The sequence below is a fragment of the Pseudomonas lalucatii genome (assembly GCF_018398425.1).
GTDB lineage: Bacteria > Pseudomonadota > Gammaproteobacteria > Pseudomonadales > Pseudomonadaceae > Aquipseudomonas > Aquipseudomonas lalucatii.
This window is the reverse complement of sequence record NZ_JADPMV010000002.1, coordinates 945,526-971,923: the sequence shown is the minus strand read 5'-3', so window position 1 is coordinate 971,923 and position 26,398 is coordinate 945,526. Positions and strand designations below refer to the sequence as shown.

The window sequence follows — 26,398 nt, the reverse complement described above, 5'->3', positions numbered from 1 at the left end:
GTGTCGTTGATCGCTTCCGACCAGTTCCGCATCGTTGTCGGCCTCGGCAAGAGCGGCATGTCCCTGGTGCGCTTCCTGGCGCGGCAGGGCATGCGCTTCGCCGTGGTCGATACGCGGGCGAACCCGCCGGAACTGGCCACCCTGCGTGAGCAGTTCCCGCAGGTGGAGGTGCGCTGCGGCGAGCTCGACGTGGACTTCCTCTGCCGGGCCAGCGAACTGCTGGTCAGCCCCGGCCTGGCCGTCGCCACCCCGGCGCTGCAGGCGGCTGCGGCCCGCGGGGTGAAACTGTCCGGGGACATCGATCTGTTTGCCCGCCATGCCAAGGCGCCGATCGTCGCCATCACCGGCTCCAACGCCAAGAGCACCGTGACCACCCTGGTCGGCGAGATGGCGGCCGCGGCCGGCAAGCGCGTCGCGGTGGGTGGCAACCTGGGTACCCCGGCCCTCGACCTGCTGGACGAGGAGGTCGAGCTGTACGTGCTGGAGCTGTCCAGCTTCCAGCTGGAGACCACCGAGCAGCTCAATGCCGAGGTGGCCACCTGCCTGAACATCAGCGAAGACCATATGGATCGCTACGCCGATCTGCAGCATTACCACCTGGCCAAGCATCGCATCTTCCGCGGCGCGCGCCAGGTGGTGGTGAACCGCGACGATCCGCTGTCGCGGCCGCTGATCGCCGATCAGGTGCCGTGCTGGAGCTTCGGCCTGGGCAAGCCGGACTTCAAGCGCTTCGGCCTGATCGAGGAGGACGGCGAGAAGTTCCTGGGCTACCAGTTCGACCGCCTGCTGCCGACCGCAGCGCTGAAGATTCGCGGCGCCCACAACCAGTCCAACGCCCTGGCCGCTCTGGCCCTGGGGCATGCCGTCGGCCTGCCGCTGGCGCCGATGCTGGACGCCCTCAAGCGCTTCGCCGGCCTGCCGCATCGCTGCCAGTGGCTGCGCGAGCTGCGCGGCGTGGGGTACTACGACGACTCCAAGGCCACCAATGTCGGCGCGGCCCTGGCCGCCATCGAGGGTCTCGGCGCGGATGTCGCCGGCCGGCTGCTGCTGATCGCCGGCGGTGACGGCAAGGGCGCCGACTTCTCCGCCCTGGCCGCGCCCGTGGCGCGCTACTGTCGCGCCGTGCTGCTGCTCGGCCGCGACGCCGAGCGCCTGGCCGCGGCGCTGGGCGACGCGGTGCCGCTGATTCGCGTGCAGAGCCTGGAGCAGGCGGTGCAGCGCTGTGCCGAGCTGGCCGAGCCCGGCGATGCCGTGCTGCTGTCGCCGGCCTGCGCCAGCCTGGACATGTTCAAGAACTTCGAAGAGCGCGGACGCCTGTTCGCCCAGGCCGTGGAGGGTTTGCAGTGATGCTCGGGCAACTGCTCGCCGGCCCCTCGCCGCTGCGCACGCGGCGCGGCATCGACCTGGACTTCCCGCTGCTGGCCGGCTGCCTGGCGCTGCTCGGCCTGGGCCTGGTGATGATCGCCTCGGCGTCCTCGGAAGTGGCCGCGGCCTCGACCGGCAACCCGTTCTACTACATGGTGCGCCACCTGATCTACCTGGCGATCGGGGTGACCGCGGCCCTCGCTACCCTGAGCATTCCCATGGCCCTGTGGCAGCGCTTCAGCGGCGGCCTGCTGCTGCTGGCCTTCGTCCTGCTGGTCCTGGTGCTGCTGCCGGGCATCGGCCGCGAGGTCAACGGCGCCAAGCGCTGGATCGGCTTCGGCCTGTTCAACCTGCAGCCATCCGAGCTGGCCAAGCTGTTCACCGTGATGTTCATCGCCGCCTATCTGGTGCGCCGTCAGGCCGAGGTGCGCGAGAAGCTCACCGGCTTCCTCAAGCCGCTGCTGGTGCTGGGCCCCATGGCCATGCTGCTGCTGGCCGAGCCGGACTTCGGCGCCACCGTGGTGCTGGTCGGGGCGTCCATCGCCATGCTGTTCCTCGGCGGGGTCAACCTGTTGCGCTTCATCCCGCTGGCCGCCGGGGTGCTGGCCGCCGGGGTGCTGGTGATGACCAGCCAGGCCTATCGCCTGGAGCGCCTGACCAACTTCATCGATCCCTGGGCCGACCAGTACGGTGCCGGCTACCAGCTGAGCCAGGCGCTGATCGCCTTCGGTCGCGGCGAATGGTTCGGCGTCGGCCTGGGCAACAGCATCCAGAAGCAGTTCTACCTGCCGGAGGCGCACACCGACTTCGTCTTCGCCGTGCTGGCCGAGGAGCTGGGTATGGTCGGCGCTTTGGTGACAGTGGCGCTGTTCGTCTTCGTCAGCGTGCGTGCCCTGTATATCGGCCTGTGGGCGGAGAAGGCCAAGCAGTTCTTCTCGGCCTACGTGGCCTATGGCCTGGCCTTCCTGTGGATAGGCCAGGTGCTGATCAATATCGGCGTGAACGTCGGCCTGCTGCCGACCAAGGGCCTGACCCTGCCGTTCCTCAGCTACGGCGGCAGCTCTCTGGTGATCTGCTGCGTCAGCCTGGCGCTGCTGCTGCGCATCGAGTGGGAGCGGCGCACCCAGCCGGGCAGCGCCGAGGTCGAGTTCGACGAGGCGGACTTCGCCGAGGCGGACGATTCCGCGGAGGTGGCCCATGCCCGGTAACGTGCTGATCATGGCCGGTGGCACCGGCGGCCACGTGTTCCCGGCGTTGGCCTGTGCCCGCGAGTTCCAGGCGCGCGGCTACCGCGTGCACTGGCTGGGTACGCCGCGTGGCATCGAGAACGAGCTGGTGCCGGCGGCCGGTCTGCCGCTGCACCTGATCCAGGTCTCGGGCCTGCGCGGCAAGGGCAGGCTGTCCCTGCTCAAGGCGCCGCTGCAGCTGCTCAAGGCGCTGTGGCAGGCGCGCAAGGTGGTGCGCGAGCTGGAGCCGGTCTGCGTGCTCGGCATGGGCGGCTACGTCACCGGCCCTGGCGGCCTGGCGGCCCGGCTCTGTGGCGCGCCGCTGGTCATTCACGAGCAGAACGCCGTGGCCGGCACCGCCAACCGCAGCCTGGTGCCGTTCGCCAGCCGCGTCTGCGAGGCCTTCCCGGAAACCTTCGCCAGCAGCGCCAAGCGCCGTACCACCGGCAACCCGGTACGCGAGGAGCTGTTCCTCGAGACCCCGCGCGCGGCCTTGCGCAATCGCCGTCCACGCCTGCTGATCCTCGGCGGCAGCCTGGGCGCCGAGCCGCTCAACAAGCTGCTGCCCGAGGCGCTGGCCCGGGTCGGCGCGGAGCTGCGCCCGGAAGTGTTCCATCAGGCCGGCAAGCAACATGCCGAGGTCACCGGCGAACGTTATCGCGCCGCCGGCGTCGAAGCGCAGGTCGCGCCCTTCATCGGCGACATGGCGCGGGCCTACGCCTGGGCCGACCTGGTGGTGTGCCGCGCCGGTGCCCTGACCGTGAGCGAACTGGCCGCCGCCGGGCTGCCCTCGTTCCTCCTGCCGCTGCCCCATGCCATCGACGATCACCAGACGCAGAACGCCGGCTACCTCGCCCGTGAAGGCGCCGCCGTGCTGCTGCCGCAACGCTCCACTGACGCCGCCACGCTGGCCGCGCAGCTGACCGAGGTTCTGATGCACCCCGAACGATTGAACGACATGGCGCGCACCGCGCGCCGCCTGGCCAAACCCGACGCCACCCGCAACGTGGTCGAGATCTGCCTGGAGGTGGCCCGTGGTTGAGAGTCGCAAAGCCATGCCGCAACCGGAGATGCGCCGCATCCGCCGTATCCACTTCGTCGGCATCGGCGGCGCCGGCATGTGCGGCATCGCCGAAGTGCTGCTGAACCTGGGTTACCAGGTGTCCGGTTCCGACCTCAAGGGCTCGGCGGTGACCGAGCGCCTGGAGAAGTTCGGTGCGCAGATCTTCCTCGGCCACCGCGCCGAGAACGCCGAGAGCGCCGACGTGCTGGTGGTCTCCAGCGCCATCAATACCGCCAACCCGGAAGTGGCCACCGCCCTGGAACGGCGTATCCCGGTGGTGCCGCGGGCCGAGATGCTCGCCGAGCTGATGCGCTACCGCCACGGCGTCGCGGTGGCCGGCACCCACGGCAAGACCACCACCACCAGCCTGCTGGCCTCGGTATTCGCCGCCGGCGGCCTGGACCCGACCTTCGTCATCGGTGGCCGCCTGAACGCCGCCGGCACCAACGCCCAGCTCGGCACCAGCCGCTACCTGATCGCCGAGGCGGACGAGAGCGACGCCAGCTTCCTGCACCTGCAGCCGATGGTCGCCGTGGTCACCAACATCGATATGGACCACATGAGCACCTACGAGGGCGACTTCAACAAGTTGAAGAAGACCTTCGTCGAGTTCCTCCACAACCTGCCGTTCTACGGCCTGGCGGTGGTCTGCGTGGACGACCCGGTGGTGCGCGAGATCCTGCCGCAGGTGGCGCGCCCGACCGTGACCTACGGCTTCGGCGAGGACGCCGACGTGCGTGCGATCAACGTGCGCCAGCAGGGCATGCAGACCCACTTCACCGTGCTGCGCCGCGAGCGCGAGCCGCTGGAGGTGTCGGTCAACATGCCGGGCAACCACAACGTGCTGAATGCCCTGGCGACCATCGCCATCGCCACCGACGAGGGCATCAGCGACGCGGCCATCGTCCAGGGCCTGTCCGGCTTCCAGGGCGTCGGCCGGCGCTTCCAGGTCTACGGCGAGCTGCCGGTGGACGGTGGCAGCGTGATGCTGGTCGACGACTACGGCCACCACCCGCGCGAGGTCGCCGCGGTGATCAAGGCCGTACGTGGCGGCTGGCCGGAGCGGCGCCTGGTGATGGTCTACCAGCCGCACCGCTTCAGCCGTACCCGCGACCTGTACGACGACTTCGTGCAGGTGCTGGCCGATGCCAACGTGCTGCTGCTGATGGAGGTCTACCCGGCCGGCGAGGAGCCGATTCCCGGCGCCGACAGCCGCCAGCTATGCCACAGCATCCGCCAGCGCGGCCAGCTGGACCCCATCTACATCGAGCGCGGCATCGAGCTGGCGCCGCTGATCAAGCCGCTGCTGCGCGCCGGCGACATCCTCCTCTGCCAGGGCGCCGGCGACATCGGCGGGCTGGCCCCGCAACTGCTGCAGAGCCCGCTGTTCGCGGCGGCCGGAGGTGAGTCGAAATGAGCGCCGAGAACCTGAAATCGCAACTGCCGGTGGCGGCCTTCGGCCGCGTGGCCGTGCTGTTCGGCGGCAAGAGCGCCGAGCGCGAGGTGTCGCTGAAGTCCGGCAACGCCGTGCTGCGTGCCCTGCAGGCGGCCGGCGTGGAGGCCTTCGGCATCGATGTCGGCGACGACCTGCTGCAGCGCCTGACCGGCGAGCGGATCGACCGCGCCTTCATCGTCCTGCACGGCCGCGGTGGCGAGGACGGCAGCATGCAGGGCCTGCTCGAGTGCGCCGGCATCCCCTACACCGGCAGCGGCATCCTCGCCTCGGCCCTGGCCATGGACAAGCTGCGCACCAAGCAGGTGTGGCAGAGCCTGGGCCTGCCGACCCCGCGCCACGCGGTGTTGGCCAGTGCCGATGACTGCCGTGCGGCCGCGGCCGAACTGGGCTTCCCGCTGATCGTCAAGCCGGCCCACGAGGGCTCCAGCATCGGCATGGCCAAGGTCGCCGATCTCGACGCCCTGGTCGCCGCCTGGCAGGCCGCAGGCCAGTACGATTCGCAGGTGCTGGTCGAGCAATGGATCAGCGGCCCCGAGTTCACCGTGGCCGTGCTGCGCGGCCAGGTGCTGCCGCCGATCGCCCTGGGCACCCCCCACAGCTTCTACGACTACGACGCCAAGTACCTGGCCAGCGATACCCAGTACCGCATTCCCTGCGGCCTGGACGCGGCCAAGGAGGACGAACTCAAGGCCCTCAGCGTGCGCGCCTGCGAGGCGGTCGGCACCCAGGGCTGGGCGCGGGTCGACGTGATGCAGGACGTCGACGGCCGCTTCTGGCTGTTGGAGGTCAACACCGTGCCGGGCATGACCGACCACAGCCTGGTGCCGATGGCCGCCCAGGCCGCCGGCCTGGACTTCCAGCAACTGGTGTTGGCGATCCTCGCCGACAGCCTCGAGGCGCGGGGTTAAGCCATGGGCGCCATCCTTCGTCATCAGCCGGACTCGCCACGCATTCCCCTGCGTGGCAAGGCTGTGCCGCGCGGCGCCAGCCGCCTGGTGGCCAAGGAGCCGATCGGCGCGCGCCTGCCCAAGCCCAGTTTCGCTCTGCTCAAGCGCATCACCTGGCCGCTGCTGCTGTTGCTGCTCGGTTTCGCTGCCTACGAGCTGGCCCAGCGCCTGCTGCCCTATGCCGACCGGCCGATCGCCAAGATCAGCGTCGAGGGCGACCTGAGCTATATCGGCCAGCAGGCGGTGCAGCAGCGCATCGCGCCCTTCGTCAGCGCCAGCTTCTTCAGCGTCGACCTGCTGGGCATGCGCCACGAGCTGGAGCAGATGCCCTGGATCGCCAGCGCCGAGGTGCGCCGGGTCTGGCCGGACCAGGTGCTGGTGCGTCTCGAGGAACAGCTGCCGATCGCTCGCTGGGGCGACGAGGCGCTGCTCAACAACCAGGGCCAGGCCTTCGCCCCGCGCGAGCTGGCGCACTACGAGCACCTGCCGCAGCTGTACGGGCCCAAGCGCGCGCAGCAGCAGGTGATGCAGCAGTACCAGGTGCTCAGCCAGATGCTGCGGCCGATGGGCTTCTCGGTGGCGCGCCTGGAGCTGCGCGAGCGCGGCAGCTGGTTCCTGTCCACCGCCCAGGGCATCGAGCTGCTGCTCGGGCGCGACCATCTGGTGGAGAAGATCCGCCGTTTCAGCGCCATCTACGACAAAGAGCTGAAGGCGCAACAGACGAATATCGCGCGCATCGACCTGCGCTACGCCAACGGCCTGGCCGTGGCGTGGCGCGAGCCGATCGCCCCCGCGGCGGCCGACCAGGTGGCCGTGCAGTGAATCAGGAGAAGACAGGACAAATGGCAAACGTGCAGAGCGGCAAGATGATCGTCGGCCTGGACATCGGCACCTCCAAGGTGGTGGCGCTGGTGGGCGAGGTCACGGCCGATGGCCAGCTGGAAATCGTCGGTATCGGTACCCACCCCTCGCGCGGCCTGAAGAAGGGCGTGGTGGTGAACATCGAGTCCACCGTGCAGTCGATCCAGCGCGCGGTGGAGGAGGCCCAGCTGATGGCGGGCTGCCGCATCCACTCGGCCTTCGTCGGGGTGGCCGGCAACCATATCCGCAGCCTCAACAGCCATGGCATCGTCGCCATCCGCGATCGAGAGGTCAGCCCGGCCGACCTCGAGCGGGTGCTCGACGCCGCCCAGGCGGTGGCCATTCCCGCCGACCAGCGGGTGCTGCACACCCTGCCGCAGGACTACGTGATCGATAACCAGGAGGGCGTGCGCGAGCCCCTGGGCATGTCCGGCGTGCGCCTGGAGGCCAAGGTGCATGTGGTCACCTGTGCGGTGAACGCGGCGCAGAACGTCGAGAAGTGCGTGCGCCGCTGCGGCCTGGAGGTCGACGACATCATCCTCGAGCAGTTGGCCTCGGCCTATGCCGTGCTCACCGACGACGAGAAGGAGCTGGGCGTGTGCCTGGTCGACATCGGCGGCGGCACCACCGACATCTGCATCTTCACCGAGGGGGCGATCCGCCACACCGCGGTGATCCCGATCGCCGGCGACCAGGTGACCAACGACATCGCCATGGCCCTGCGCACGCCGACCCAGTACGCCGAGGAAATCAAGATCCGCTACGCCTGCGCCCTGGCCAAGCTGGCCGGCGCCGGCGAGACCATCAAGGTGCCCAGCGTCGGCGACCGGCCGCCGCGGGACCTGTCGCGCCAGTCCCTGGCCGAGGTGGTCGAGCCGCGCTACGACGAGCTGTTCACCCTGATCCAGGCGGAACTGCGCCGTAGTGGCTACGAGGATTTGATCCCGGCGGGCATCGTGCTCACCGGCGGCACGGCGAAGATGGAAGGCGCGGTCGAGCTGGCCGAGGAGATCTTCCATATGCCGGTGCGCCTGGGCCTGCCCCACGGCGTCAAGGGTCTGGCCGACGTGGTACGCAATCCGATTTATTCCACCAGCGTGGGCCTGCTGCTCTATGGCCTGCAGAAGCAGGCCGACGGCATTTCCATGTCGGCGGTCGGCGGCTATGGCGAGGAACCCAGGGCACCGGTACTGGAACGGCTGAAGCGCTGGGTCCAGGGCAATTTCTGATGTACAGCGGCGTGTGCAGTAGGCGTTAAAACTAGAACAGGAAGGAGAGGGAAAATGTTCGAACTCGTAGACAATGTCCCGCAAAGCGCGGTCATCAAGGTAATAGGCGTGGGTGGCGGCGGCGGCAACGCGGTCAACCACATGGCGAAGAACAACATCGAGGGCGTCGAGTTCATCTGCGCCAACACCGATGCCCAGGCGCTGAAGAACATCGGTGCGCGCACCGTGCTGCAGCTCGGCCCGGGCGTGACCAAGGGCCTGGGCGCCGGCGCCAATCCGGAGGTCGGCCGTCAGGCCGCGCTGGAAGATCGCGAGCGCATCGCCGAGGTGCTGCAGGGCACCGACATGGTGTTCATCACCACCGGCATGGGCGGCGGCACCGGCACCGGTGCCGCGCCGGTGATCGCCGAAGTGGCCAAGGAGCTGGGCATCCTCACCGTGGCGGTGGTCACCCGGCCGTTCCCGTTCGAGGGCCGCAAGCGCATGCAGATCGCCGACGAGGGCATCCGTGCGCTGTCGGAAAGCGTCGACTCGCTGATCACCATCCCCAACGAGAAGCTGCTGACCATTCTCGGCAAGGACGCCAGCCTGCTGTCGGCCTTCGCCAAGGCGGACGACGTGCTGGCCGGCGCGGTGCGCGGCATCTCCGACATCATCAAGCGTCCGGGCATGATCAACGTCGACTTCGCCGACGTGAAAACGGTCATGAGCGAGATGGGCATGGCGATGATGGGCACCGGCTGCGCCAGCGGCCCGAACCGCGCCCGCGAAGCCACCGAGGCGGCGATCCGCAACCCGCTGCTGGAAGACGTCAACCTGCAGGGTGCCCGCGGCATCCTGGTCAACATCACCGCCGGTCCCGACCTGTCCCTGGGTGAGTACTCGGACGTCGGTAACATCATCGAGCAGTTCGCCTCCGAGCACGCCACCGTCAAGGTGGGTACCGTGATCGATCCGGACATGCGCGACGAGTTGCACGTCACCGTGGTCGCCACCGGTCTGGGTGCGCGCATCGAGAAGCCGGTCAAGGTGGTCGACAACACCGTGCAGGTCACCGCCAGCGCGGCGCCCCAGGCGGCCCCGGCGCGTGCCGAGCAGAGCGTCAACTACAAGGACTACGAGCGGCCTACCGTGCAGCGCCAGAGCCATGGCGGTGCCGCGGCAGCAGCCAAGATGAACCCGCAGGACGACCTGGATTATCTGGACATCCCGGCCTTCCTGCGTCGCCAGGCCGATTGATGGAATGTATCAGGAGTATTGGGGTGATTGGTGTTCAGCAAAGGCCGGTTCTGCTATCATCGCCGGCCATTGTTGAAAACAATTCGCAACTAGTGCTATAGCGGCCAGAGCCATGATCAGACAACGCACCCTGAAGAACATTATCCGCGCCACCGGCGTCGGCCTGCATTCCGGGGAGAAGGTATACCTGACCCTGAAGCCGGCACCTGTGGACACCGGGATCGTGTTCCGTCGTACCGATCTCGACCCCGTGGTGGAAATCGCCGCGCGGGCGAGCAATGTCGGTGAAACCACCATGTCGACCACCTTGGTCAATGGTGACGTCAAGGTGGATACGGTAGAGCACCTGCTTTCGGCCATGGCTGGCCTGGGCATCGATAACGCCTACGTCGAACTCTCCGCGTCCGAAGTGCCGATCATGGATGGCAGCGCCGGTCCCTTCGTGTTCCTGATTCAATCCGCCGGCCTGCAGGAGCAGGAGGCGGCGAAGAAGTTCATCCGCATCATCCGTGAGGTCACGGTGGAGGAGGGCGACAAGCGCGCCACCTTCGTGCCCTTCGATGGTTTCAAGGTGACCTTCGAGATCGATTTCGATCACCCGGTGTTCCGCAACCGCACGCAGTCGGCCAGCGTCGACTTCTCCAGCACCTCCTTCGTCAAGGAAGTCAGCCGGGCGCGCACCTTCGGCTTCATGCGCGACATCGAGTTCCTCCGCTCGCAGAACCTGGCGCTCGGCGGCAGCGTGGATAACGCCATCGTGGTGGACGAGTACCGCGTGCTCAACGAAGACGGCCTGCGTTACGAGGACGAGTTCGTCAAGCACAAGATCCTCGACGCCATCGGCGACCTCTACCTGCTGGGCAACAGCCTGATCGGCGAGTTCAAGGGCTTCAAGTCGGGGCATGCGCTGAACAACCGCCTGCTGCGCACCCTGATCGAGCAGACCGATGCCTGGGAGACGGTCACGTTCGAGGACGCCACGACCGCGCCCATCTCCTACATGCGCCCGGTAGCGGCCGTGTAAGCGACACCTCCTTCCGTTGTTGATTCGAGGCCACCCCCGGGGTGGCCTCTTTTTTTGCCGCGGATGTCGGGATGGAAGGCGGCGAGCCGGCGCTCAGTCGGCGCCGCGGTGCTTGGCCAGGCGCTCGAGGGCGGCGCGCAGCTTGGGGTCGCTGATGCCCTCGGCGGTGGCCTGAATATTCTCTGCGGCGCTCTCGGACAGGTTGATAGTGCGACGGGGTGCACGCCTTTCAGCGGTCGGCGGTTGCACCTTGAAGAGGATTTTCGCTAAGGTCGCGAACTCTTCGAGTGCCTGCAACTGCCTGAGCAGGCGCCGTTGCTGGTAACGCAAGCGGGTGGCCCAGTGGCCATCGGTGACGATAAGAAGCAGGCAACCCTCGCGCCACGACGCCACATGGCAGTGCTCGCGGGCCGCGGGTTGCAGCTGGCTCTCCAGCAAGCGCTGCAGGTGATCGAGGCGTTGCGCCTGATTGAACAGCGCTTTCAAGGGCTTCGCCTCGCGCAGCAGCGCGGCGGGGGCTCGAGCCGGCAAGGGACGAAAGGTCATGGCAGGACGCCTGAAATTGTGGAGCCGCCATGGTAGCAGAAACCCTGCTGCCGACTTGGGCTCCACCTTATAGGGGAAGCCATGCAAATCATCTTACTCAGTCGGCGCCACGGCGCCGCGCGCTCGCTCAGCCTGGATTTACACTGGCTGCTGATGGCGCTGGCCGTACTGGTCGTCGCCGCGCTCGGCAGTGGGGTGGCGGTCGGTGCCTGGTGGGCGCCCCAGGCACCCAGGCTGCAGGATAGCGCGCAGATCACCGAGGCATTGGATCGCCAGCGCGCCGAGGTCGGTGCGGTGCGCGTCGATGCCCAGCGCCAGCTGGACGCCTTCGCCGCCCATGTCGCCGAGTTGCAGGCGCGCCTGACCCGCCTGGATGCCCTGGGCGAGCGCCTGACCGAACTGGCCGAGCTGGACTCCAGCGAGTTCGACTTCTCCCTGGATGTCGGCCAGGGCGGCCCGGAGGAAATCCTCGGCGGCGCCGCCTATGCGCCGCCGCCCTTCATCAGCACCCTGGATGACTTGGCCCTGCGTCTGGACAGCCGCGAGCAGCAGCTCGAGGTGCTGGAGCAGCTGCTGGCCGAGCGGCGTCTCGACGAGGCCGAGTACCTGGCCGGGCGCCCGGTGCTGCAGGGCTACATCTCTTCTCCGTTCGGCCGGCGCACCGACCCCTTGAGCGGGCGCCTGAGCATGCACAAGGGCGTGGACTTCGCCGCCAAGGCCGGCAGTGACGTGGTGGCGGTGGCGGCCGGGGTGGTCACGGCGTCGGGGCGTCGTTCCGGCTACGGCAACACGGTGGAGATCAGCCATGCCGACGGCTATGTCACCCTCTACGCCCACAACCGCAGTAACCTGGTCCAGGTCGGCGACCTGGTGCAGCGCGGCCAGACCATCGCCAAGGTCGGCAGCACCGGTCGTTCCACCGGCTATCATGTGCACTTCGAAGTCAGCAAAAATGGCCGTGTGATCAACCCCGCCAGCTTCATCGCGCGGGTCAGCGGCGTGGAATAACGCCGCTTTCCTCATCTTCGTTTCCGGGTAGAATGCCCCCTTCGCACGCAGCCATGAGGGCTGCAATGGGCCGTCCGCGGGCCGCCCTTCATCCATACGCCTGGAAGATCCTGTCGATATGTTTGCGCCTTTGTTGAAGAAACTCTTTGGAAGCAAGAATGAGCGTGAAGTCAAACGCATGCTCAAGATGGTGCAAACCGTCAATGCCTTCGAGGAGCAGATGCTCGCACTCTCGGACGAGCAGCTGCGCGCCAAGACCGACGAATTCAAGGCCCGCCTGGCGCAAGGCGAAACCCTCGATCAACTGCTGGCCGAAGCCTTCGCCGTAGCCCGCGAGGCGGGCAAGCGGGTGATGGGCATGCGCCACTTCGACGTGCAGCTGATCGGCGGCATGACCCTGCACGAAGGCAAGATCGCCGAGATGCGCACCGGCGAAGGCAAGACCCTGGTGGCGACCCTGGCGGTCTACCTCAACGCGCTGTCCGGCAAGGGCGTGCACGTGGTCACGGTCAACGACTACCTGGCCCGTCGCGACGCCAACTGGATGCGCCCGCTGTACGAATTCCTCGGCATGTCGGTGGGCATCGTCACGCCCTTCATGCCGCCGGAAGAGAAGCGCGCGGCCTATGCCGCCGACATCACCTACGGCACCAACAACGAATTCGGCTTCGACTACCTGCGCGACAACATGGCCTTCAGCCTGGACGAGAAGTTTCAGCGCGAGCTGAACTTCGCGGTGATCGACGAAGTCGACTCGATCCTCATCGATGAGGCGCGCACCCCGCTGATCATCTCCGGCCAGGCCGAGGACAGCTCCAAGCTGTACACCGAGGTCAACAAGCTGATCCCGCGCCTCAAGCAGCACATCGAGGAAGAGGAGGGCGTGGTCACCCAGGAGGGCCACTACAAGGTCGACGAGAAGAGCCGCCAGGTCGAGCTCAACGAGGCCGGCCACCAGTTCGTCGAGGACCTGCTGACCCAGGCCGGGCTGCTGGCCGAGGGCGAGAGCCTCTACTCGGCGCACAACCTCGGCCTGCTGACCCACGTCTATGCCGGCCTGCGCGCCCACACCCTGTTCCAGCGCAACGTCGAGTACATCGTGCAGAACAACCAGGTGCTGCTGATCGACGAGCACACCGGCCGCACCATGCCGGGACGGCGCCTGTCCGAGGGCCTGCACCAGGCCATCGAGGCCAAGGAAGGGCTGCCGATCCAGGCCGAGAGCCAGACCCTGGCCTCGACCACCTTCCAGAACTACTTCCGCCTCTATACCAAGCTCTCCGGCATGACCGGCACCGCCGACACCGAGGCCTTCGAGTTCCACCAGATCTATGGCCTGGCCGTGGTGGTGATCCCGACCAACCGGCCGCTGGCGCGCAAGGACTTCAACGACCTGGTCTACCTGACCCAGGAGGAGAAGTACGCGGCGATCATCACCGACATCAAGGAGTGCCAGGCCCAGGGCCGGCCGATCCTGGTCGGCACCGCCTCGATCGAGACCTCCGAGTACGTCTCCGCGCTGCTCGACAAGGAAGGCATCGAGCACAAGGTGCTCAACGCCAAGTTCCACGAGAAGGAAGCCGAGATCATCGCCCAGGCCGGTCGCCCGGGTGCGCTGACCATCGCCACCAACATGGCCGGTCGCGGTACCGACATCCTCCTGGGCGGCAACTGGGAGGTCGAGGTGGCGGCGCTGGAGAATCCCAGCGCCGAGCAGGTCGCGCAGATCAAGGCCGAGTGGCAGAAGCGCCACCAGCAGGTGATCGAGGCCGGCGGCCTGCACGTGATCGCCTCCGAGCGCCACGAGTCGCGGCGCATCGACAATCAGCTGCGTGGCCGTTCCGGCCGTCAGGGCGACCCGGGCTCCAGCCGCTTCTACCTGTCGCTGGAAGACAGCCTGATGCGCATCTTCGCCTCCGACCGGGTGAAGAACTTCATGAAGGCCCTGGGCATGCAGGCCGGCGAGGCCATCGAGCACCGCATGGTGACCAACGCCATCGAGAAGGCCCAGCGCAAGGTCGAGGGACGCAACTTCGACATGCGCAAGCAGCTGCTGGAGTTCGACGACGTGGCCAACGAGCAGCGCAAGGTGATCTACCACATGCGCAATACGCTGCTGGCCGCCGACGACATCGGCGAGACCATCGCCGACTTCCGCCGCGAGGTGCTGGACGGCACCATCAACACCTATATCCCGCCGCAGTCGATGCCCGAGCAATGGGACATCCCCGGCCTGGAAGAGGCGCTGCACGGCAGCTTCGCGGCGAAACTGCCGATCCAGCAGTGGCTCGACGAGGACGCCAAGCTGTACGAGGAGACCCTGCGCGAGCGCATCCTCCAGGAGTTGATCGCCGCCTACAACGAGAAGGAGGAGCTGGCCAGCGCCGAGGCCCTGCGCACCTTCGAGAAGCAGATCCTGCTGCGGGTGCTGGACGACCTGTGGAAGGACCACCTGTCGACCATGGACCACCTGCGCCACGGCATCCACCTGCGCGGCTACGCACAGAAGAACCCCAAGCAGGAGTACAAGCGCGAATCCTTCACCCTGTTCCAGGAGCTGCTCGACTCGATCAAGCGCGACACCATCCGCGTGCTGTCCCACGTCCAGGTGCGCCGCGAAGACCCGGCCGAGGAAGAGGAGCGCCTGCGCCGCGAGGCCGAGGCCCTGGCCCAGCGCATGCAGTTCCAGCACGCCCAGGCCTCCGCCCTGGCCCAGCCCGAGGCCGCGGCCGAGGAGGGCGACGTGGCGGTGGCCGCGGCGCCGGTGCGCACCGAGCAGAAGATCGGCCGCAACGAGCCATGCCCCTGTGGCTCCGGCAAGAAGTACAAGCACTGCCACGGCCAGGTCAGCTAGGGCCAGGCCAGGCATCGCCAGGCAGGCCTCGGCTATGCTTGGTCCAGGCTTGCAACGCCGCGAACGGTCGACACCGCTCGCGGCGTTTTACCATCGAATCCGGTCCTGTCCGCTGGCAGGTCCTTTATCCACGGGGCGTCGATGCCGGGCGAAGCTCGCCGCGTTCGACGTCCAGTTCTGCATACTCAAGGAGCACTTTCATGGCTGTTGGTCTTGGCCCGCTGTCTACCCTGCACCCGGTTCCAGGTTTCGAGCTGGGCATCGCCTCGGCCGGCATCAAGCGCCCCGGGCGCAAGGATGTGGTGGTGATGCGCTGCGCCGAAGGCTCCAGCGTCGCCGGGGTGTTCACCCTCAACGCCTTCTGCGCCGCGCCGGTGCTGTTGGCCAAGCAGCGCGTCTCGGGCGCCGTGCGCTACCTGCTGACCAACACCGGCAACGCCAACGCCGGTACCGGCGAGGCGGGCCTGCAGAACGCGGCACGCACCTGCGCCAGCCTGGCCAAGCTGGCCGGGGTCGAGGCGGAGGCGGTGCTGCCGTTCTCCACCGGGGTGATCGGCGAGCCGTTGCCGGTGGAGAAGATCGAGGGCGCCCTGCAGGCGGCCCTGGACGACCTGGCGGAGGACAACTGGGCCGAGGCCGCCACCGGCATCATGACCACCGACACCCTGCCCAAGGGCGCCAGCCGCCAATTCGAGCACGACGGCGTCACCGTCACCGTCACCGGCATCAGCAAGGGCGCCGGCATGATCAAGCCGAACATGGCGACCATGCTCGGCTACATCGCCACCGACGCCAAGGTCGCCCAGGGTGTGCTGCAGGACCTGCTGCGCGACGCGGCGAACAAGTCGTTCAACCGCATCACCATCGACGGCGACACCTCGACCAACGACTGCTGCATGCTGATCGCCACCGGCCGGGCGCCGCTGGCGGAGATCAGCCAGGCCAGCGGCGCGCTGTTCGCCAAGCTGAAGGAGGCGGTATTCGCGGTGTGCATGGAGGTGGCCCAGGCCATCGTCCGTGACGGCGAGGGTGCGACCAAGTTCGTCACGGTTACGGTCAACGGCGGCGCGACCCACCAGGAGTGCCTGGATGTCGGCTACGCCGTGGCCCATTCGCCGTTGATCAAGACCGCGCTGTTCGCCTCCGACCCGAACTGGGGGCGCATCCTCGCCGCGGTCGGCCGTGCCGGCGTGGCGCAGTTGGACGTGAGCAAGATCGATGTCTTTCTCGGCGACGTGTGCATCGCCAGCCGCGGCTGCCGCGCGGCCAGCTACACCGAGGAGCAGGGCGCGGCGGTGATGGCCCGGGAGGAGATCGGCATCCGCATCGAGCTGGGCCGCGGCGCCTGCAGCGAGACCATCTGGACCACCGACCTGTCCCACGAGTACGTCAAGATCAACGCCGAGTACCGCACCTGATCGCGGCGAGCGCCTAGCGGCCGTGACCCTATTCCCGTTGTTCATGGGCCCATGAACAACGGGAATTTGCTATTGACCGGGCCGCCTCTTACCGTCGTTTGAGCTTTCCCTATTCAGTCACGCAAGGAGCGGCCCCCCGTGTCCCTGACCCTGGTCATCGGCGATAAAACCTACTCGTCCTGGTCGCTGCGCGCGGCCCTGGCCCTGGAATTGGCCGAGGCGCCCTATACGGAAGTGTTGATCCCGCTGGATCGTCCGGACAGCAAGGCGCGCATCCTCGAGCACTCGCCCAGCGGCAAGGTGCCGCTGCTGAAGACCGAAGCCGGTCCGGTGTGGGACTCGCTGGCGATCGGCGAATACCTCGCCGAGCGCTTTCCCGAAGCCCACCTGTGGCCGCGGGGCGAATACGCCCGCGCCCTGGCCCGCAGCCTGTGTGCGGAGATGCACAGCGGCTTCGCGGCCCTGCGCAGCCATCTGCCCATGGACCTCAAGCGCGACCAGGCGCTGGACAGGATGCCGGCCGAGGCCCAGGCCGACATCGAGCGCATCTGCGCGCTGTGGGCACAGTGCCGTGAGCGCTTCGGCCAGGATGGCCCCTTCCTGTTCGGCCACGCCAGCCTGGCGGACGCCTTCTTCGCCCCGGTGGCGGCGCGCCTGCGCGGTTACCGGGTCGAGCTGCCCGAGGCGGCCGCGGCCTATGTCGCGACCCTCTACCAGTGGCCGGCCTTTCAGCGCTGGTACCGGGCGGCGCAGACGGAGCGACTGGAATGAAGCGTGTGCATGTGGCGGCGGCGGTGATCCGCGCCGCGGATGGTCGGGTGCTGATCGCCAAGCGCCCGGACGACAAGCACCAGGGCGGCCTGTGGGAATTTCCCGGCGGCAAGGTGGAGGCCGGGGAGGCGGTGCCGACGGCCCTGGCCCGGGAGCTGGAGGAGGAGCTGGGCATTTGCCCGACGGCGGCGCGGCCGCTGATCCAGGTGCGCCACGACTATCCGGACAAGCAGGTGCTGCTGGATGTCTGGGAGGTCTCGGCCTTCTCCGGCGAGCCCCACGGCGCCGAGGGCCAACCGCTGGCCTGGGTCGCTCCGCGGCAGCTGGGCGACTACGAGTTTCCCGCGGCCAACCGGCCGATAGTCGCCGCGGCCCGGCTGCCCGAGCGTTACCTGATCACCCCGGACGGCCTGGCGGCGCCGACCCTGCTGCGCGGCGTGCAGGCTGCGCTGGCCGACGGCATCCGCCTGTTGCAGTTGCGCGCACCGGCGATGTTCGACGCCCAGTACCGCGACCTGGCGGTGGATGTCCAGGGGCTGTGCGCCGGGCGCGCCCAGCTGATGCTCAAGGGACCGCTGGAGTGGCTCGGCGATTTCCCCGCCGCCGGCTGGCACCTGACCTCCGCGCAGCTGCGCCAGCTGGCGGCGGCCGGGCGGCCGCTGCCGGCGCAGCGCTGGCTGGCCGCCTCCTGCCACGGCGCCGAGGAGCTGGCCCTGGCCGCGCAGCTGGGGGTGGACTTCGTCACCCTGTCGCCGTTGCAGGCCACCGCCAGCCACCCCGGGGCGCAGCCCCTGGGCTGGGCGCGGGCCCGCGAGTTGCTGCAGGGCTTCGATCGGCCGGCCTACCTGCTCGGCGGCGTCGGCCCGGCGGACGTCGAGCGGGCCTGGCAGGTCGGGGCGCAGGGCGTGGCCGGTATTCGCGCGTTCTGGCCGGGCTGAGCGGCGGCTTGACGCGGGGCGCGACTGGCGCTGTATAGTGCCTGCCCCGAAATGGTGCGCGAGAGGTGGAAGTTCCGGTGGTGAATGGCGTTAAAGGCTGGTTGCGGGCGTTCTGGCCGGAGCCCATGGCCGTCAGCCATGGCGAGCAACTGCTGAGCAGCCTCGGCGTGCTGCTGGGGCTGCTGTTCAGTGGCTGGGTCGCGCGTCAGGCCCTGGGCGACGCCGGTCTCTGGCTGGTAGCCCCCATGGGCGCCTGTGCCGTGCTGCTGTTCGCCGTGCCCTCCAGCCCGCTGGCCCAGCCCTGGTCGGTGCTGGGCGGTAACCTGGTCACCGCCCTGGTCGGCGTCGCCTGTGCCCACTGGCTGGGGCACAGCCTGCTGGCCGCCGGGGTGGCGGTGGCCATCGCCCTGGTGGCGATGTTCGTGTCGCGCTGCCTGCATCCGCCGGGTGGCGCGGTGGCCCTGACCGCCGTGCTGGGCGGCGAGGAGGTCGCCCAACTGGGCTACTCGTTCGCCTTCTATCCGGTGGCGCTCAACAGCCTGGGCCTGCTGGTCATCGCCCTGGTGTTCAACAACGCCTTCCGCCGCCGCTATCCCCATCGCGCTACCCAGGCGGCCAACCCGCACAAGACCCGCGACCTGCCGCCGCGCGACCGCCTCGGCTTCACCGTCGCCGATCTGGACGAGGTGCTGGCCGAGCGCGACGAGCTGCTCGACATCGCCCGCGAGGACCTGGTGCAGATCCTCCGTCAGACCGAGGAACGCGCCTACCGCAGACGCTTCGGCGAGGTACGCTGCGCCGACATCATGTCCCGCGACGTGCTGTGCCTGGCGCCGGATACCAGCCGGGCCGAGGCCTGGACGAAGATGCAGGAGCATCGCCTGACCGCCATGCCGGTGCTGAACCCGCGGCGCCAGTTGCTGGGCATGCTCTACCTGCATGACCTGCTCCAGGGCGGGGACGCCGCCGACGACGCGCCGGTGCGGGCCCTGATGCGCACCCAGGTGCCGAGCTGTGGCCCGGATTGGCCGAGCATCCAGCTGGTACAACGCCTGGCCAGCGGCGAGGTGCACAAGGTGCCGGTGCTGGACGAGGACGGCGTGCTGCTGGGTATCGTCACCCAGACCGATCTGGTGACGGCGCTCTACCGCCGCGCCCTGGAGCGCGAGCCGGCGCCGGCCGCCGATCGCGCCGATTAGGGCCGCCGGCGGCCGGGCATGGCCCTGGAGTTCATGCTCAGGGGCCGGGCAGTAAAGCCTGCAGGTGCCGACGCGCGGCTTTGACGCCGGGCCGCGGGCTGCGGCCTAATAGCGGCCCCGCCTGCCGCCGCCCGCCGACTCGCTCATGTCCGTACCCGCCCGTTCCCCGTCCAACCTGCGCCCGAGCACCCTGCACCTGCCCCAGGGCAACTGGGCCACGGTGCTCGACTGCCTGGCCGGGCACTTTCCGGCGGTCGGTCGCGAACAGTGGCTGCAGCGCATGCTCCGTGGCCGGGTGCTGGATGCCCAGGGTGCGCCGATCGATCCGCAGCAGCCCTACCGGGTCGGGCTGCGGGTGCATTACTTCCGCGAGGTGGCGGCCGAGACGCCGATACCCTTCGAGGAGACTGTGCTGCACCTCGACGAGCACCTGCTGGTGGCCGACAAGCCGCACTTCCTGCCGGTGATGCCGGCCGGCGAGTATGTCGAGCAGACCCTGCTGGCGCGTCTGGCCAAGCGCCTGGGCAATGCCGACCTGGTGCCGCTGCACCGCATCGACCGGCATACCGCCGGGTTGGTGCTGTTCTCCACCAATCCAGAGAGCCGCGGTCGCTACCAGGCGCTGTTCCGCGAGCGGCGCATCGACAAGTGCTACGAGGCGCTGGCGCCGGCGCTGCCGCAGCTGGACTTCCCGCTGCTGCGCCACACCCGGCTGGCGCCCGGCGAGCCGTTCTTCCGCATGCGCGAGGTGGCCGGGGCGGCCAACAGCGAGACGCGCATCGAGGTCGCCGAGCGGCTGGGCGCACTGTGGCGCTACGCGCTCTATCCGATCACCGGCAAGAAGCACCAGCTGCGCGTGCACCTGGCCGCCCTCGGCGCGCCGATCTGCAACGACCCCTTCTATCCCGAGGTGAGCGCCGCCGCCGATGCCGCGGACGACTATGCCAAGCCGCTCAAGCTGCTGGCCAGGGGCCTGGCGTTCGTCGATCCGCTCAGCGGCGAGCCGCGTCGCTTCGAGAGCCGCCTCAGCCTGCTCCCCCGAGGCTAGGCGTCGGGCTTGGCGGCCTCCTGCCAGAGCACTTCATCGACCTGCTGGCGCCGGGCGATCAGCCGCGCGGCGACGAACAGCAGGTCGGACAGGCGGTTGACGTAGGCCAGGCCGACGCCGCGCAGCGGCTCCAGGGCGTTGAGCTGCTGGCAGCGGCGTTCGGCGCTGCGCGCCAGGCTGCGGCAGACGTGGGCCTGGGCGACCAGGCGGGAGCCGCCGGGGAGGATGAAGTTCTGCAGCGGGCCGAGCTCGGCGTTCCAGCGGTCGATCGCCGCCTCCAGGCGTTCGACCTCGGCCGCGTGCAGGGCCTGGTACGCCGGCATCGCCAGTTCGCCGCCGAGGTCGAACAGGCGGTGCTGACAGGGCGCCAGCACCTCGATTAGCTCGCCCAGCGCCGGACAGGCGGCGAGCGCTTCGGCCAGTTCGGCCAGCAGCAGGCCGAGCTGGCTGTTGAGGCCGTCCAGCTCGCCCATGGCTTCCACCCGCGGGTGGTCCTTGGGCACCCGGCGACCGTCGCCCAGGCCGGTCTCGCCGGCGTCGCCGGTGCGCGTGTAGATCTTCGACAGTCGATTGCCCATGTTCAGGACTCCGTATGTTCGACGGCGGTGGCCAGCGGCAGGCGCAGGGTGAAACAGGTGCCATGGCCGCGCTTGGACTGCACCTCCATCTGCCCCTTGTGGTTGTTGGTGATGATGAAGTAGGAGACCGACAGCCCCAGCCCGGTGCCCTGGCCGACTTCCTTGGTGGTGAAGAACGGCTCGAAGATGCGCTTGCGCACCGCCTCGGGCATGCCGATGCCGTTGTCTTCCACCTGGATCTCCGCCCAGGGCGGCGCCAGGCGGGTGCGCAGGGTGATCTGCCCGGGGACGCTGGTGTTCTCGCGCTGGTGGATGGCCTGGGCGGCGTTCTTCAGCAGGTTGAGCAGCACCTGCTCCAGTTCGTTGGCGGTGCCGGGCACCGGCCCCAGCTCCGGGTCGAATTCGCGCTGGATCAGCAGGCTCTTGAAGTCGAAGCTTTCGGTCAGGTCGAAGTCGTTGCCGGCGATCTCCAGGGCCTGGTCGATCAGCGCCGGCAGGGTGCAGGGCGCCAGCTGGCGACTGCTGCGCCGGCTGAAGCTGAGCATGTGGCTGACGATGCGCGCGGCGCGGGTGCCGGCCTGCTGGATGCCGTCGAGCAAGGGCGGGATCTTGCGGGCCTGCAGGTACTGGTCGATGGCCTCCAGGCACAGGCCCAGCTGCGCGGCCTGTTCACGGTTCTTCTCCAGCTCCGGCGACAGGCGCCGGCGGATGTTCTGCACGTTGTGCAGGATGGCGCCCAGGGGGTTGTTGATCTCGTGGGCCATGCCGGCGGCCAGGCTGCCGACCGAGAGCATCTTCTCGGACTGCACCATCATCTCCTCCAGGCTCAGGCGCTGGGTGATGTCGTCGATGCGGATCACCACGCCGCGCCCGGCGCCGCCCATCAGCGGGTAGAAGGTCAGGGCGTAGTGGCGCGGCTCCTCGTCCTTGCTCCAGGTCACCCGCTCGATCTTCTCTACCCGGTGCTGCTCGGCGGTGCGTCTGAGCTGGGCGAGAAACGGCTTGAGCGGCGGGAAGGCGAGGAACACCGGCTGGTTCAGCGCCTCGCTCAGGGAGGTGCCGGACAGGGCGCTGGCCTCCTGGTTCCACTGGGTGACGTAGAGCTGCTCGTCGAGGGCAATCAGCGCCGAGGGCATGGAGTCGATGATGCTGTTGAGGTAGTTCTGAAAGCCGGTGAGCTTCTTCTCGATCTTGCTGCGCACCTGCACCTCCAGCTCCAGCTTGCGGTTGGAGTGGCGGGTCTCCTCGGCCAGGCTCTGGGCCTGGTCGAAGGCCGCCTGGGCGTCGTCGCGGGCGCGCTTGAGCTGTTGTTCGCGCGCCTCCATGCGCATCAGCATGGTGTTGAAGGCATCGGCCAGGCTGCCGATCTCGTCGCGGTGGCCGCGGCGGGCGCGCAGCGCGTAGTTTTCCTCGCGGGTGACCTGGCGCGACAGCTCCTCCAGCTTGCGGATCGGCTTGGTCACCAGCCGGCGTATCTGCCGCGCGACTATCAGCCAGAGCAGCACGCTGAAGGCCAGGATCGCCCCGCTGGCGGTCAGGGTGCCGGTGTAGAAGGCGCCGGGCAGCTCCCCCGAGGCGATCAGCAGCAGGTAGCCGGAGCGCTGGCCCGGTTGCGCCAGCTCGACCAGGTGGGTGGTGCGGAACTCGTGCCGGCGCCAGTTCTCCAGCTCCTCGATGCGCTGCGGCAGCTGCAGCCGCTCGCCGCGCTGCAGCTGCGCCAGGCTGGCGCCGTCGCTGCCGTAGAGCACCGCCGCGCGCAGCGGCGGGTAGTCGTCCAGGCGGCCGAGCAGGCGTTCGGCGGCGTCCGCCGAGCTCAGGGCCTCGTGGCTCAGCGGCGGGCTGGCGATCAGCCGGCCGAGGGTGTGCAGGGCCTGGGGGGCGACGCTCTGCTGGGAGATCCAGTAGGCGGCGCTGATGAACGCCAGGTTGGCCGCCAGCAGCACCGCCGCCAGCAATACCAGGAGGGCGGCGAGCAGTTTGCGGCCGACCGGCAGGTTTTCGAGGCGCTGGCGCAGGGGCATGGGCGGGCGAGTCGCGGTGGCGGAGGTGCGGGCAGGTTAACGCGGGCCTCAGTGGCTGGGCAATCCGCGTGCGGCCAGGTGGCGGAGCAGGCGCTGGTGCAGGGTCGTCAGGTGCGGCAGCACCAGGCGGTGACGCGCGGCCGCGGCGCAGGCGTGGCCCAGCAGGTAGGCGATCTCGGTGCGGCGGCCCTGGGCGACATCCTGGTGCATCGACGAATAGTTCGCCGCGGTGGCCTGGATCACCCGTTGCACCTCGTCGTGCAGCGCGCTGGCGGCACTGGGCTGGCCGCAGCGCTGCAGCAGCTCGGCGAGCTCTTCGCAGAGCGTGGCGACTTCCGCCGGGTGTTCCAGCAGGCCGCCGTTGCGGCAGTCGTAGAGTACCGTCAGCGGATTGATCGCGCAGTTCAGGGCCAGCTTGCGCCACAGCCGGGCGAGGATGTCCAGGCTCCAGTCGTGGACGATGCCGGCGCGCTGCAGGTCCGCCAGCCAGGTCGGCGGGGCCAGGTCCTGCGGGTCGCCGAGCCAGGTGTGGCCATGGCCGGCGAACACCACGCGAAAGTCACCGTCGCGAAAGGCGCCCTCGGTGCTGGAGGCGAGGATGCAGCGGGCCTGGGGCAGCCGCGCGGCGACCGCGTCCTGGCTGCCCAGGCCGTTCTGCAGCAGGATCACCTCGGCCCCCGCGGCCAGGCGCGGCGCCAGGCCGGCGATGGCGTCCGCGGCGTCGTAGGCCTTGCAGGCCAGCAGCAGGCGGCGGATCGGCGCGGGTTCGGCGGCGGTCTGCGCCTGCAGGGGGTAGAGCCGGGCGGCGCCCCGTTCGACCAGGGTCAGGCCGCCGGCGCGGCGATAGGCGGCCAGGCGCTCTGGGCTGCGCAGGATCAGCCGCAGCGGCACACCGGCGCGGGCCAGGCGTACCGCCCACAGACAGCCGAGGCTGCCGGCGCCGAGTATGTGCCAGGTGCTTGCATGGCTTTCGTTCATGGGTGGCAAGTCTATCGCGGCGCGCCCCGGCATGCTCGCGGCGCGCTAGTGCCGCGGCGGCAGGCGCAGGGCGGCGATCCGGCCGCTGGCATAGGACTCGGGCAGCAGGCGGGCGGCCTGCTGAAGCAGGCTGTCCGGGTCGACCGGCAGGGTCTTGCCGTCGAGGCTGACCAGGCTGAGGCCGGCCTTGAGGCCGATGAAGCCCTCGCTGGTCTTGAACGCCTTGAGGTTCAGGCCTTCATGCAGGCGGCGGAAGCTGCCGGGCGAACAGTCCTGCAGGTCGACGGGGAGGGTGAGCAGGGCGAAGTGCCGGTCGTCCAGGCGCACCAGCACGTCCAGCGGCCGCACCAGCTGCTGCAGGCGTCGGGCGGCGCCGTGCAGCAGCTCGTTGTAGAGGTCCTGGCCGTGCTGGCGCCGCAGCGCTTCGGCCTCCTGCAGGCCGATCAGCAGGTAGCACAGCGCACCGCCGCGGGATTCGATCTGGCGCAGGCTGTCTTGCAGCTTCTGCTGCAGATAGCGCGAATTGCCCAGGCCGGTCAGCGGGTCGACCAGATTGCGCTGCTCCAGGCTGGAGATGTTCTGCGTCAGCAGGCGATTCTCCTGGAGCAGGCGCTGCAGGGTGTTGCACAGGCGGTCGGCGGCGAATACCCGCGGCACCAGCTGTTCGTTCATCGCCGCCTTGCTGACGAAGTCGTCCACACCGCGGTCGAAGGCCTCGCCCAGCACGTTCTCGCCTTCCTTGCCGGTCAGCAGCATGACGTAGGTGTAGTGCTCGGTCATCTCGTCCAGCTGGCGTACCCGTCCGGTCAGCTCGAGGCCGTCCATCTCCGGCATCAGCCAGTCCGCCAGCAGCACGCTGGCCGGGCGCTGCTCGAGCTGCCGGATGGCCTCGGCGGCGCTGTTGGCGAAGCGCAGGTCCTGGTAGCCGGCCTGGCTCAGGGCGCGGCCGATCATGGCGCTGGAAAACTTGGCGTCATCCACCACCAGGATGCTGAGATGAGGGTTGGGCATGGCGGCAGGCTCGCAGGAAAGTCACGTGGGCCCGGTACTTCGCCGGGCAGTGTGTATGGCTAAGGATATATACTGGCTCGGTTTTTTCACCGTCAAGCCAGGCGTGCCCGGTCCGTGATTTGGGTCGCGCCGTTTATCAGGAGGAAGCCCATGCCCTCATTCGACGTGGTGTCCGAGCTGGACAAACACGAAGTCACCAACGCCGTGGACAATGCCATCAAGGAGCTGGAGCGCCGCTACGACCTGCGTGGCAAAGGCAGCTTCGAGTTGAAGGAACTGACCGTCAACCTGACCGCCGATGCCGATTTCCAGCTGGAGCAGATGCTGGAGATTCTCAAGCTCTGCCTGGTCAAGCGCAAGGTCGACGTGCAGTGCCTGGAGTTCAAGGACGCCTACCCCTCGGGCAAGAGCGTCAAGCAGGAGGTGACCCTGCGCGAAGGCATCGACAAGGAGCTGGCGAAGAAGATCGTCGCCCATATCAAGGACGGCAAGCTCAAGGTGCAGGCCGCGATCCAGGGCGAGCAGGTGCGCATCACCGGCAAGAAGCGCGACGACCTGCAGGAGTGCATCGCCAGCCTGCGCGCCAAGGACTTCGGCATGCCGCTGCAGTTCAACAATTTTCGCGACTGACTGCGAATGATTGAACCTCTGCGCGGCGCGGGCGTCGCAGCAAGGGTGATAGCACTTTGACCGCCATGGCTCGCCATGGCGGTCGTGTTTCATGGGTTGGCAGACCCATGGCGGACGAACGAGCGAGAAGGAGCGGAGAATGGAAATGAGCCTCGAGCAACTGCTGAAGATGTCGGAGACCTGGCTGCCGGTGGTACTGAACTACAGCGGCAAGCTGACCCTGGCGCTGCTGACCCTGCTGATCGGCTGGTGGCTGATCAACACCCTGACCCGCAAGGTCGGCGGCCTGATGGCCAGGCGCAACGTCGACCGTGCCCTGCACGGTTTCATCGGCAGCCTGGCCGGCATCATCCTCAAGGTGCTGCTGCTGGTCAGCGTGGCCTCGATGGTGGGGGTGGAGACCACCTCGTTCATCGCGGCGATAGGTGCCGCCGGCCTGGCCATCGGCCTGGCCCTGCAGGGCAGCCTGGCGAACTTCGCCGGCGGCGTGCTGATCCTGCTGTTCCGCCCGTTTCGCGCCGGCGACTGGATCGAGGCGCAGGGCGTGTCCGGCAGCGTCGACAGCATTCAGATCTTCCACACCACGCTGAAGACCGCGGACAACAAGGTGGTGATAGTGCCCAACGGCAGCCTGTCCAACGGCCACATCACCAATTATTCCCGTGAGCCGAAGCGCCGTGCCGAGATCAAGGTGGGCATCGACTATTCCAGCGATATCAAGAAGGCCCGCGAGGTGTTGCTGCAGATCGCCGAGGACGCGCGGGTGCTCAAGGACCCGGCGCCGGTGGTCTACGTGGTGGGCCTGGGCGAGAGCTCGGTCGACCTGGCGCTGCGGGTGTGGGTGGAGACGGCGGACTTCTGGCCGGTGACCTTCGAGTTCACCGAACTGGCCAAGGAGCGCCTGGAGCAGGCTGGCATCGGCATTCCGTTCCCGCAGCGGGTGGTGCACCTGCTGCAGGCGGGCTGAGCGCCCGCATCCAGATGACCT

The 26,398-nt window shown here is 68.6% G+C and carries 23 protein-coding genes; 18 read left to right on the top strand and 5 right to left on the bottom strand.

The window, feature by feature from the left end; all coding sequences use genetic code 11:
* The 9 genes from murD to lpxC all read left to right on the top strand — a co-directional run bounded on the left by murD (window position 1) and on the right by lpxC (window position 10,410).
* Window positions 1-1,347, top strand: coding sequence for a UDP-N-acetylmuramoyl-L-alanine--D-glutamate ligase (gene murD, locus I0D00_RS17950; RefSeq protein WP_213641175.1), 1,347 nt, complete (start codon window positions 1-3; stop codon window positions 1,345-1,347).
* Window positions 1,347-2,573, top strand: coding sequence for a putative lipid II flippase FtsW (gene ftsW / locus I0D00_RS17945; protein WP_213641174.1), 1,227 nt, complete (start codon window positions 1,347-1,349; stop codon window positions 2,571-2,573). Before murD ends, ftsW begins: the two co-directional genes overlap by 1 nt.
* Window positions 2,563-3,633, top strand: a complete 1,071-nt coding sequence (gene murG / locus I0D00_RS17940) for an undecaprenyldiphospho-muramoylpentapeptide beta-N-acetylglucosaminyltransferase (protein ID WP_213641173.1) — start codon at window positions 2,563-2,565, stop codon at window positions 3,631-3,633. Before ftsW ends, murG begins: the two co-directional genes overlap by 11 nt.
* Before the next feature lie 13 nt (window positions 3,634-3,646).
* Window positions 3,647-5,071 carry a UDP-N-acetylmuramate--L-alanine ligase gene (murC, locus tag I0D00_RS17935; RefSeq protein ID WP_213641821.1) on the top strand — a complete coding sequence of 475 codons (1,425 nt, stop codon included), beginning with the start codon at window positions 3,647-3,649 and terminating at the stop codon, window positions 5,069-5,071.
* Window positions 5,068-6,018: a D-alanine--D-alanine ligase gene (locus I0D00_RS17930; RefSeq protein ID WP_213641172.1), complete on the top strand. Its 951-nt coding sequence runs from the start codon at window positions 5,068-5,070 to the stop codon at window positions 6,016-6,018. The genes murC and I0D00_RS17930 overlap by 4 nt, the downstream gene beginning before the upstream one ends.
* 3 nt (window positions 6,019-6,021) lie before the next feature.
* Window positions 6,022-6,879, top strand: coding sequence for a cell division protein FtsQ/DivIB (locus I0D00_RS17925; RefSeq protein ID WP_213641171.1), 858 nt, complete (start codon window positions 6,022-6,024; stop codon window positions 6,877-6,879).
* 20 nt (window positions 6,880-6,899) lie between these two features.
* Window positions 6,900-8,147, top strand: coding sequence for a cell division protein FtsA (ftsA, locus tag I0D00_RS17920; protein ID WP_213641170.1), 1,248 nt, complete (start codon window positions 6,900-6,902; stop codon window positions 8,145-8,147).
* A 54-nt stretch (window positions 8,148-8,201) separates the two neighbouring features.
* A complete protein-coding gene (gene ftsZ, locus I0D00_RS17915) occupies window positions 8,202-9,386 on the top strand; it encodes a cell division protein FtsZ (RefSeq protein WP_213641169.1) in 1,185 nt (394 codons plus the stop codon).
* Between the two features lie 112 nt (window positions 9,387-9,498).
* Window positions 9,499-10,410 (top strand): UDP-3-O-acyl-N-acetylglucosamine deacetylase, encoded by a 912-nt coding sequence (gene lpxC / locus I0D00_RS17910; RefSeq protein ID WP_213641168.1) that lies wholly within the window; start codon window positions 9,499-9,501, stop codon window positions 10,408-10,410.
* Window positions 10,411-10,503: 93 nt separating this feature from the next.
* Here the strand turns inward: lpxC and I0D00_RS17905 are convergent, their stop codons facing one another.
* Entirely contained in the window at window positions 10,504-10,956 is a 453-nt protein-coding gene (locus tag I0D00_RS17905) for a DUF721 domain-containing protein (protein WP_213641167.1), read from the bottom strand.
* Between the two features lie 81 nt (window positions 10,957-11,037).
* Here I0D00_RS17905 and I0D00_RS17900 point away from each other — a divergent pair, with 81 nt between their 5' ends.
* The 7 genes from I0D00_RS17900 to I0D00_RS17870 all read left to right on the top strand — a co-directional run bounded on the left by I0D00_RS17900 (window position 11,038) and on the right by I0D00_RS17870 (window position 20,192).
* Window positions 11,038-11,964, top strand: coding sequence for a M23 family metallopeptidase (locus I0D00_RS17900; protein ID WP_213641166.1), 927 nt, complete (start codon window positions 11,038-11,040; stop codon window positions 11,962-11,964).
* 118 nt (window positions 11,965-12,082) lie between these two features.
* On the top strand, window positions 12,083-14,818 hold the full coding sequence (secA, locus tag I0D00_RS17895; protein WP_213641165.1) for a preprotein translocase subunit SecA: 2,736 nt from the start codon (window positions 12,083-12,085) through the stop codon (window positions 14,816-14,818).
* 200 nt (window positions 14,819-15,018) lie between these two features.
* Complete coding sequence (gene argJ / locus I0D00_RS17890) at window positions 15,019-16,236, top strand: bifunctional glutamate N-acetyltransferase/amino-acid acetyltransferase ArgJ (RefSeq protein ID WP_213641164.1); 1,218 nt, start codon at window positions 15,019-15,021, stop codon at window positions 16,234-16,236.
* A gap of 138 nt (window positions 16,237-16,374) precedes the next feature.
* Window positions 16,375-17,007: a glutathione S-transferase family protein gene (locus I0D00_RS17885; RefSeq protein ID WP_213641163.1), complete on the top strand. Its 633-nt coding sequence runs from the start codon at window positions 16,375-16,377 to the stop codon at window positions 17,005-17,007.
* Window positions 17,004-17,945, top strand: a complete 942-nt coding sequence (locus I0D00_RS17880) for a Nudix family hydrolase (protein ID WP_213641162.1) — start codon at window positions 17,004-17,006, stop codon at window positions 17,943-17,945. Before I0D00_RS17885 ends, I0D00_RS17880 begins: the two co-directional genes overlap by 4 nt.
* Before the next feature lie 80 nt (window positions 17,946-18,025).
* Window positions 18,026-19,144: an HPP family protein gene (locus I0D00_RS17875; protein WP_213641161.1), complete on the top strand. Its 1,119-nt coding sequence runs from the start codon at window positions 18,026-18,028 to the stop codon at window positions 19,142-19,144.
* 145 nt (window positions 19,145-19,289) lie between these two features.
* Window positions 19,290-20,192, top strand: a complete 903-nt coding sequence (locus I0D00_RS17870) for a pseudouridine synthase (protein WP_213641160.1) — start codon at window positions 19,290-19,292, stop codon at window positions 20,190-20,192.
* Here I0D00_RS17870 and I0D00_RS17865 read toward each other — a convergent pair.
* From I0D00_RS17865 to I0D00_RS17850, 4 genes are read right to left on the bottom strand one after another with little or no spacing between them, the layout of a single operon-like run.
* Window positions 20,189-20,770: a cob(I)yrinic acid a,c-diamide adenosyltransferase gene (locus I0D00_RS17865; RefSeq protein WP_213641159.1), complete on the bottom strand. Its 582-nt coding sequence runs from the start codon at window positions 20,768-20,770 to the stop codon at window positions 20,189-20,191. The two genes, I0D00_RS17870 and I0D00_RS17865, sit on opposite strands and share 4 nt — an antisense overlap.
* Window positions 20,771-20,772: 2 nt before the next feature.
* Window positions 20,773-22,791: a HAMP domain-containing sensor histidine kinase gene (locus I0D00_RS17860; protein ID WP_213641158.1), complete on the bottom strand. Its 2,019-nt coding sequence runs from the start codon at window positions 22,789-22,791 to the stop codon at window positions 20,773-20,775.
* 48 nt (window positions 22,792-22,839) lie between these two features.
* Window positions 22,840-23,769 (bottom strand): putative 2-dehydropantoate 2-reductase, encoded by a 930-nt coding sequence (locus tag I0D00_RS17855; protein ID WP_213641157.1) that lies wholly within the window; start codon window positions 23,767-23,769, stop codon window positions 22,840-22,842.
* 45 nt (window positions 23,770-23,814) lie between these two features.
* A complete protein-coding gene (locus I0D00_RS17850; protein ID WP_213641156.1) occupies window positions 23,815-24,780 on the bottom strand; it encodes a GGDEF domain-containing response regulator in 966 nt (321 codons plus the stop codon).
* A gap of 150 nt (window positions 24,781-24,930) precedes the next feature.
* Here I0D00_RS17850 and I0D00_RS17845 point away from each other — a divergent pair, with 150 nt between their 5' ends.
* Together I0D00_RS17845 and I0D00_RS17840 are read left to right on the top strand one after the other, a co-directional pair.
* Window positions 24,931-25,410, top strand: a complete 480-nt coding sequence (locus I0D00_RS17845; RefSeq protein ID WP_213641155.1) for a YajQ family cyclic di-GMP-binding protein — start codon at window positions 24,931-24,933, stop codon at window positions 25,408-25,410.
* Between the two features lie 139 nt (window positions 25,411-25,549).
* Window positions 25,550-26,377, top strand: coding sequence for a mechanosensitive ion channel family protein (locus I0D00_RS17840; RefSeq protein WP_213641154.1), 828 nt, complete (start codon window positions 25,550-25,552; stop codon window positions 26,375-26,377).
* Window positions 26,378-26,398 lie beyond the last annotated feature (21 nt).

Bases quoted from the DNA above. Each gene is read 5' to 3' on its own strand.
- ftsW (WP_213641174.1), top strand. From the start codon at position 1,347: ATGCTCGGGCAACTGCTCGCCGGCCCCTCGCCGCTGCGCACGCGGCGC.
- murG (WP_213641173.1), top strand. From the start codon at position 2,563: ATGCCCGGTAACGTGCTGATCATGGCCGGTGGCACCGGCGGCCACGTG.
- murC (WP_213641821.1), top strand. From the start codon at position 3,647: ATGCCGCAACCGGAGATGCGCCGCATCCGCCGTATCCACTTCGTCGGC.
- I0D00_RS17930 (WP_213641172.1), top strand. From the start codon at position 5,068: ATGAGCGCCGAGAACCTGAAATCGCAACTGCCGGTGGCGGCCTTCGGC.
- I0D00_RS17925 (WP_213641171.1), top strand. From the start codon at position 6,022: ATGGGCGCCATCCTTCGTCATCAGCCGGACTCGCCACGCATTCCCCTG.
- ftsA (WP_213641170.1), top strand. From the start codon at position 6,900: ATGGCAAACGTGCAGAGCGGCAAGATGATCGTCGGCCTGGACATCGGC.
- ftsZ (WP_213641169.1), top strand. From the start codon at position 8,202: ATGTTCGAACTCGTAGACAATGTCCCGCAAAGCGCGGTCATCAAGGTA.
- lpxC (WP_213641168.1), top strand. From the start codon at position 9,499: ATGATCAGACAACGCACCCTGAAGAACATTATCCGCGCCACCGGCGTC.
- I0D00_RS17905 (WP_213641167.1), bottom strand. From the start codon at position 10,956: ATGACCTTTCGTCCCTTGCCGGCTCGAGCCCCCGCCGCGCTGCTGCGC.
- I0D00_RS17900 (WP_213641166.1), top strand. From the start codon at position 11,038: ATGCAAATCATCTTACTCAGTCGGCGCCACGGCGCCGCGCGCTCGCTC.
- secA (WP_213641165.1), top strand. From the start codon at position 12,083: ATGTTTGCGCCTTTGTTGAAGAAACTCTTTGGAAGCAAGAATGAGCGT.
- argJ (WP_213641164.1), top strand. From the start codon at position 15,019: ATGGCTGTTGGTCTTGGCCCGCTGTCTACCCTGCACCCGGTTCCAGGT.
- I0D00_RS17880 (WP_213641162.1), top strand. From the start codon at position 17,004: ATGAAGCGTGTGCATGTGGCGGCGGCGGTGATCCGCGCCGCGGATGGT.
- I0D00_RS17870 (WP_213641160.1), top strand. From the start codon at position 19,290: ATGTCCGTACCCGCCCGTTCCCCGTCCAACCTGCGCCCGAGCACCCTG.
- I0D00_RS17865 (WP_213641159.1), bottom strand. From the start codon at position 20,770: ATGGGCAATCGACTGTCGAAGATCTACACGCGCACCGGCGACGCCGGC.
- I0D00_RS17860 (WP_213641158.1), bottom strand. From the start codon at position 22,791: ATGCCCCTGCGCCAGCGCCTCGAAAACCTGCCGGTCGGCCGCAAACTG.
- I0D00_RS17855 (WP_213641157.1), bottom strand. From the start codon at position 23,769: ATGAACGAAAGCCATGCAAGCACCTGGCACATACTCGGCGCCGGCAGC.
- I0D00_RS17850 (WP_213641156.1), bottom strand. From the start codon at position 24,780: ATGCCCAACCCTCATCTCAGCATCCTGGTGGTGGATGACGCCAAGTTT.
- I0D00_RS17845 (WP_213641155.1), top strand. From the start codon at position 24,931: ATGCCCTCATTCGACGTGGTGTCCGAGCTGGACAAACACGAAGTCACC.
- I0D00_RS17840 (WP_213641154.1), top strand. From the start codon at position 25,550: ATGGAAATGAGCCTCGAGCAACTGCTGAAGATGTCGGAGACCTGGCTG.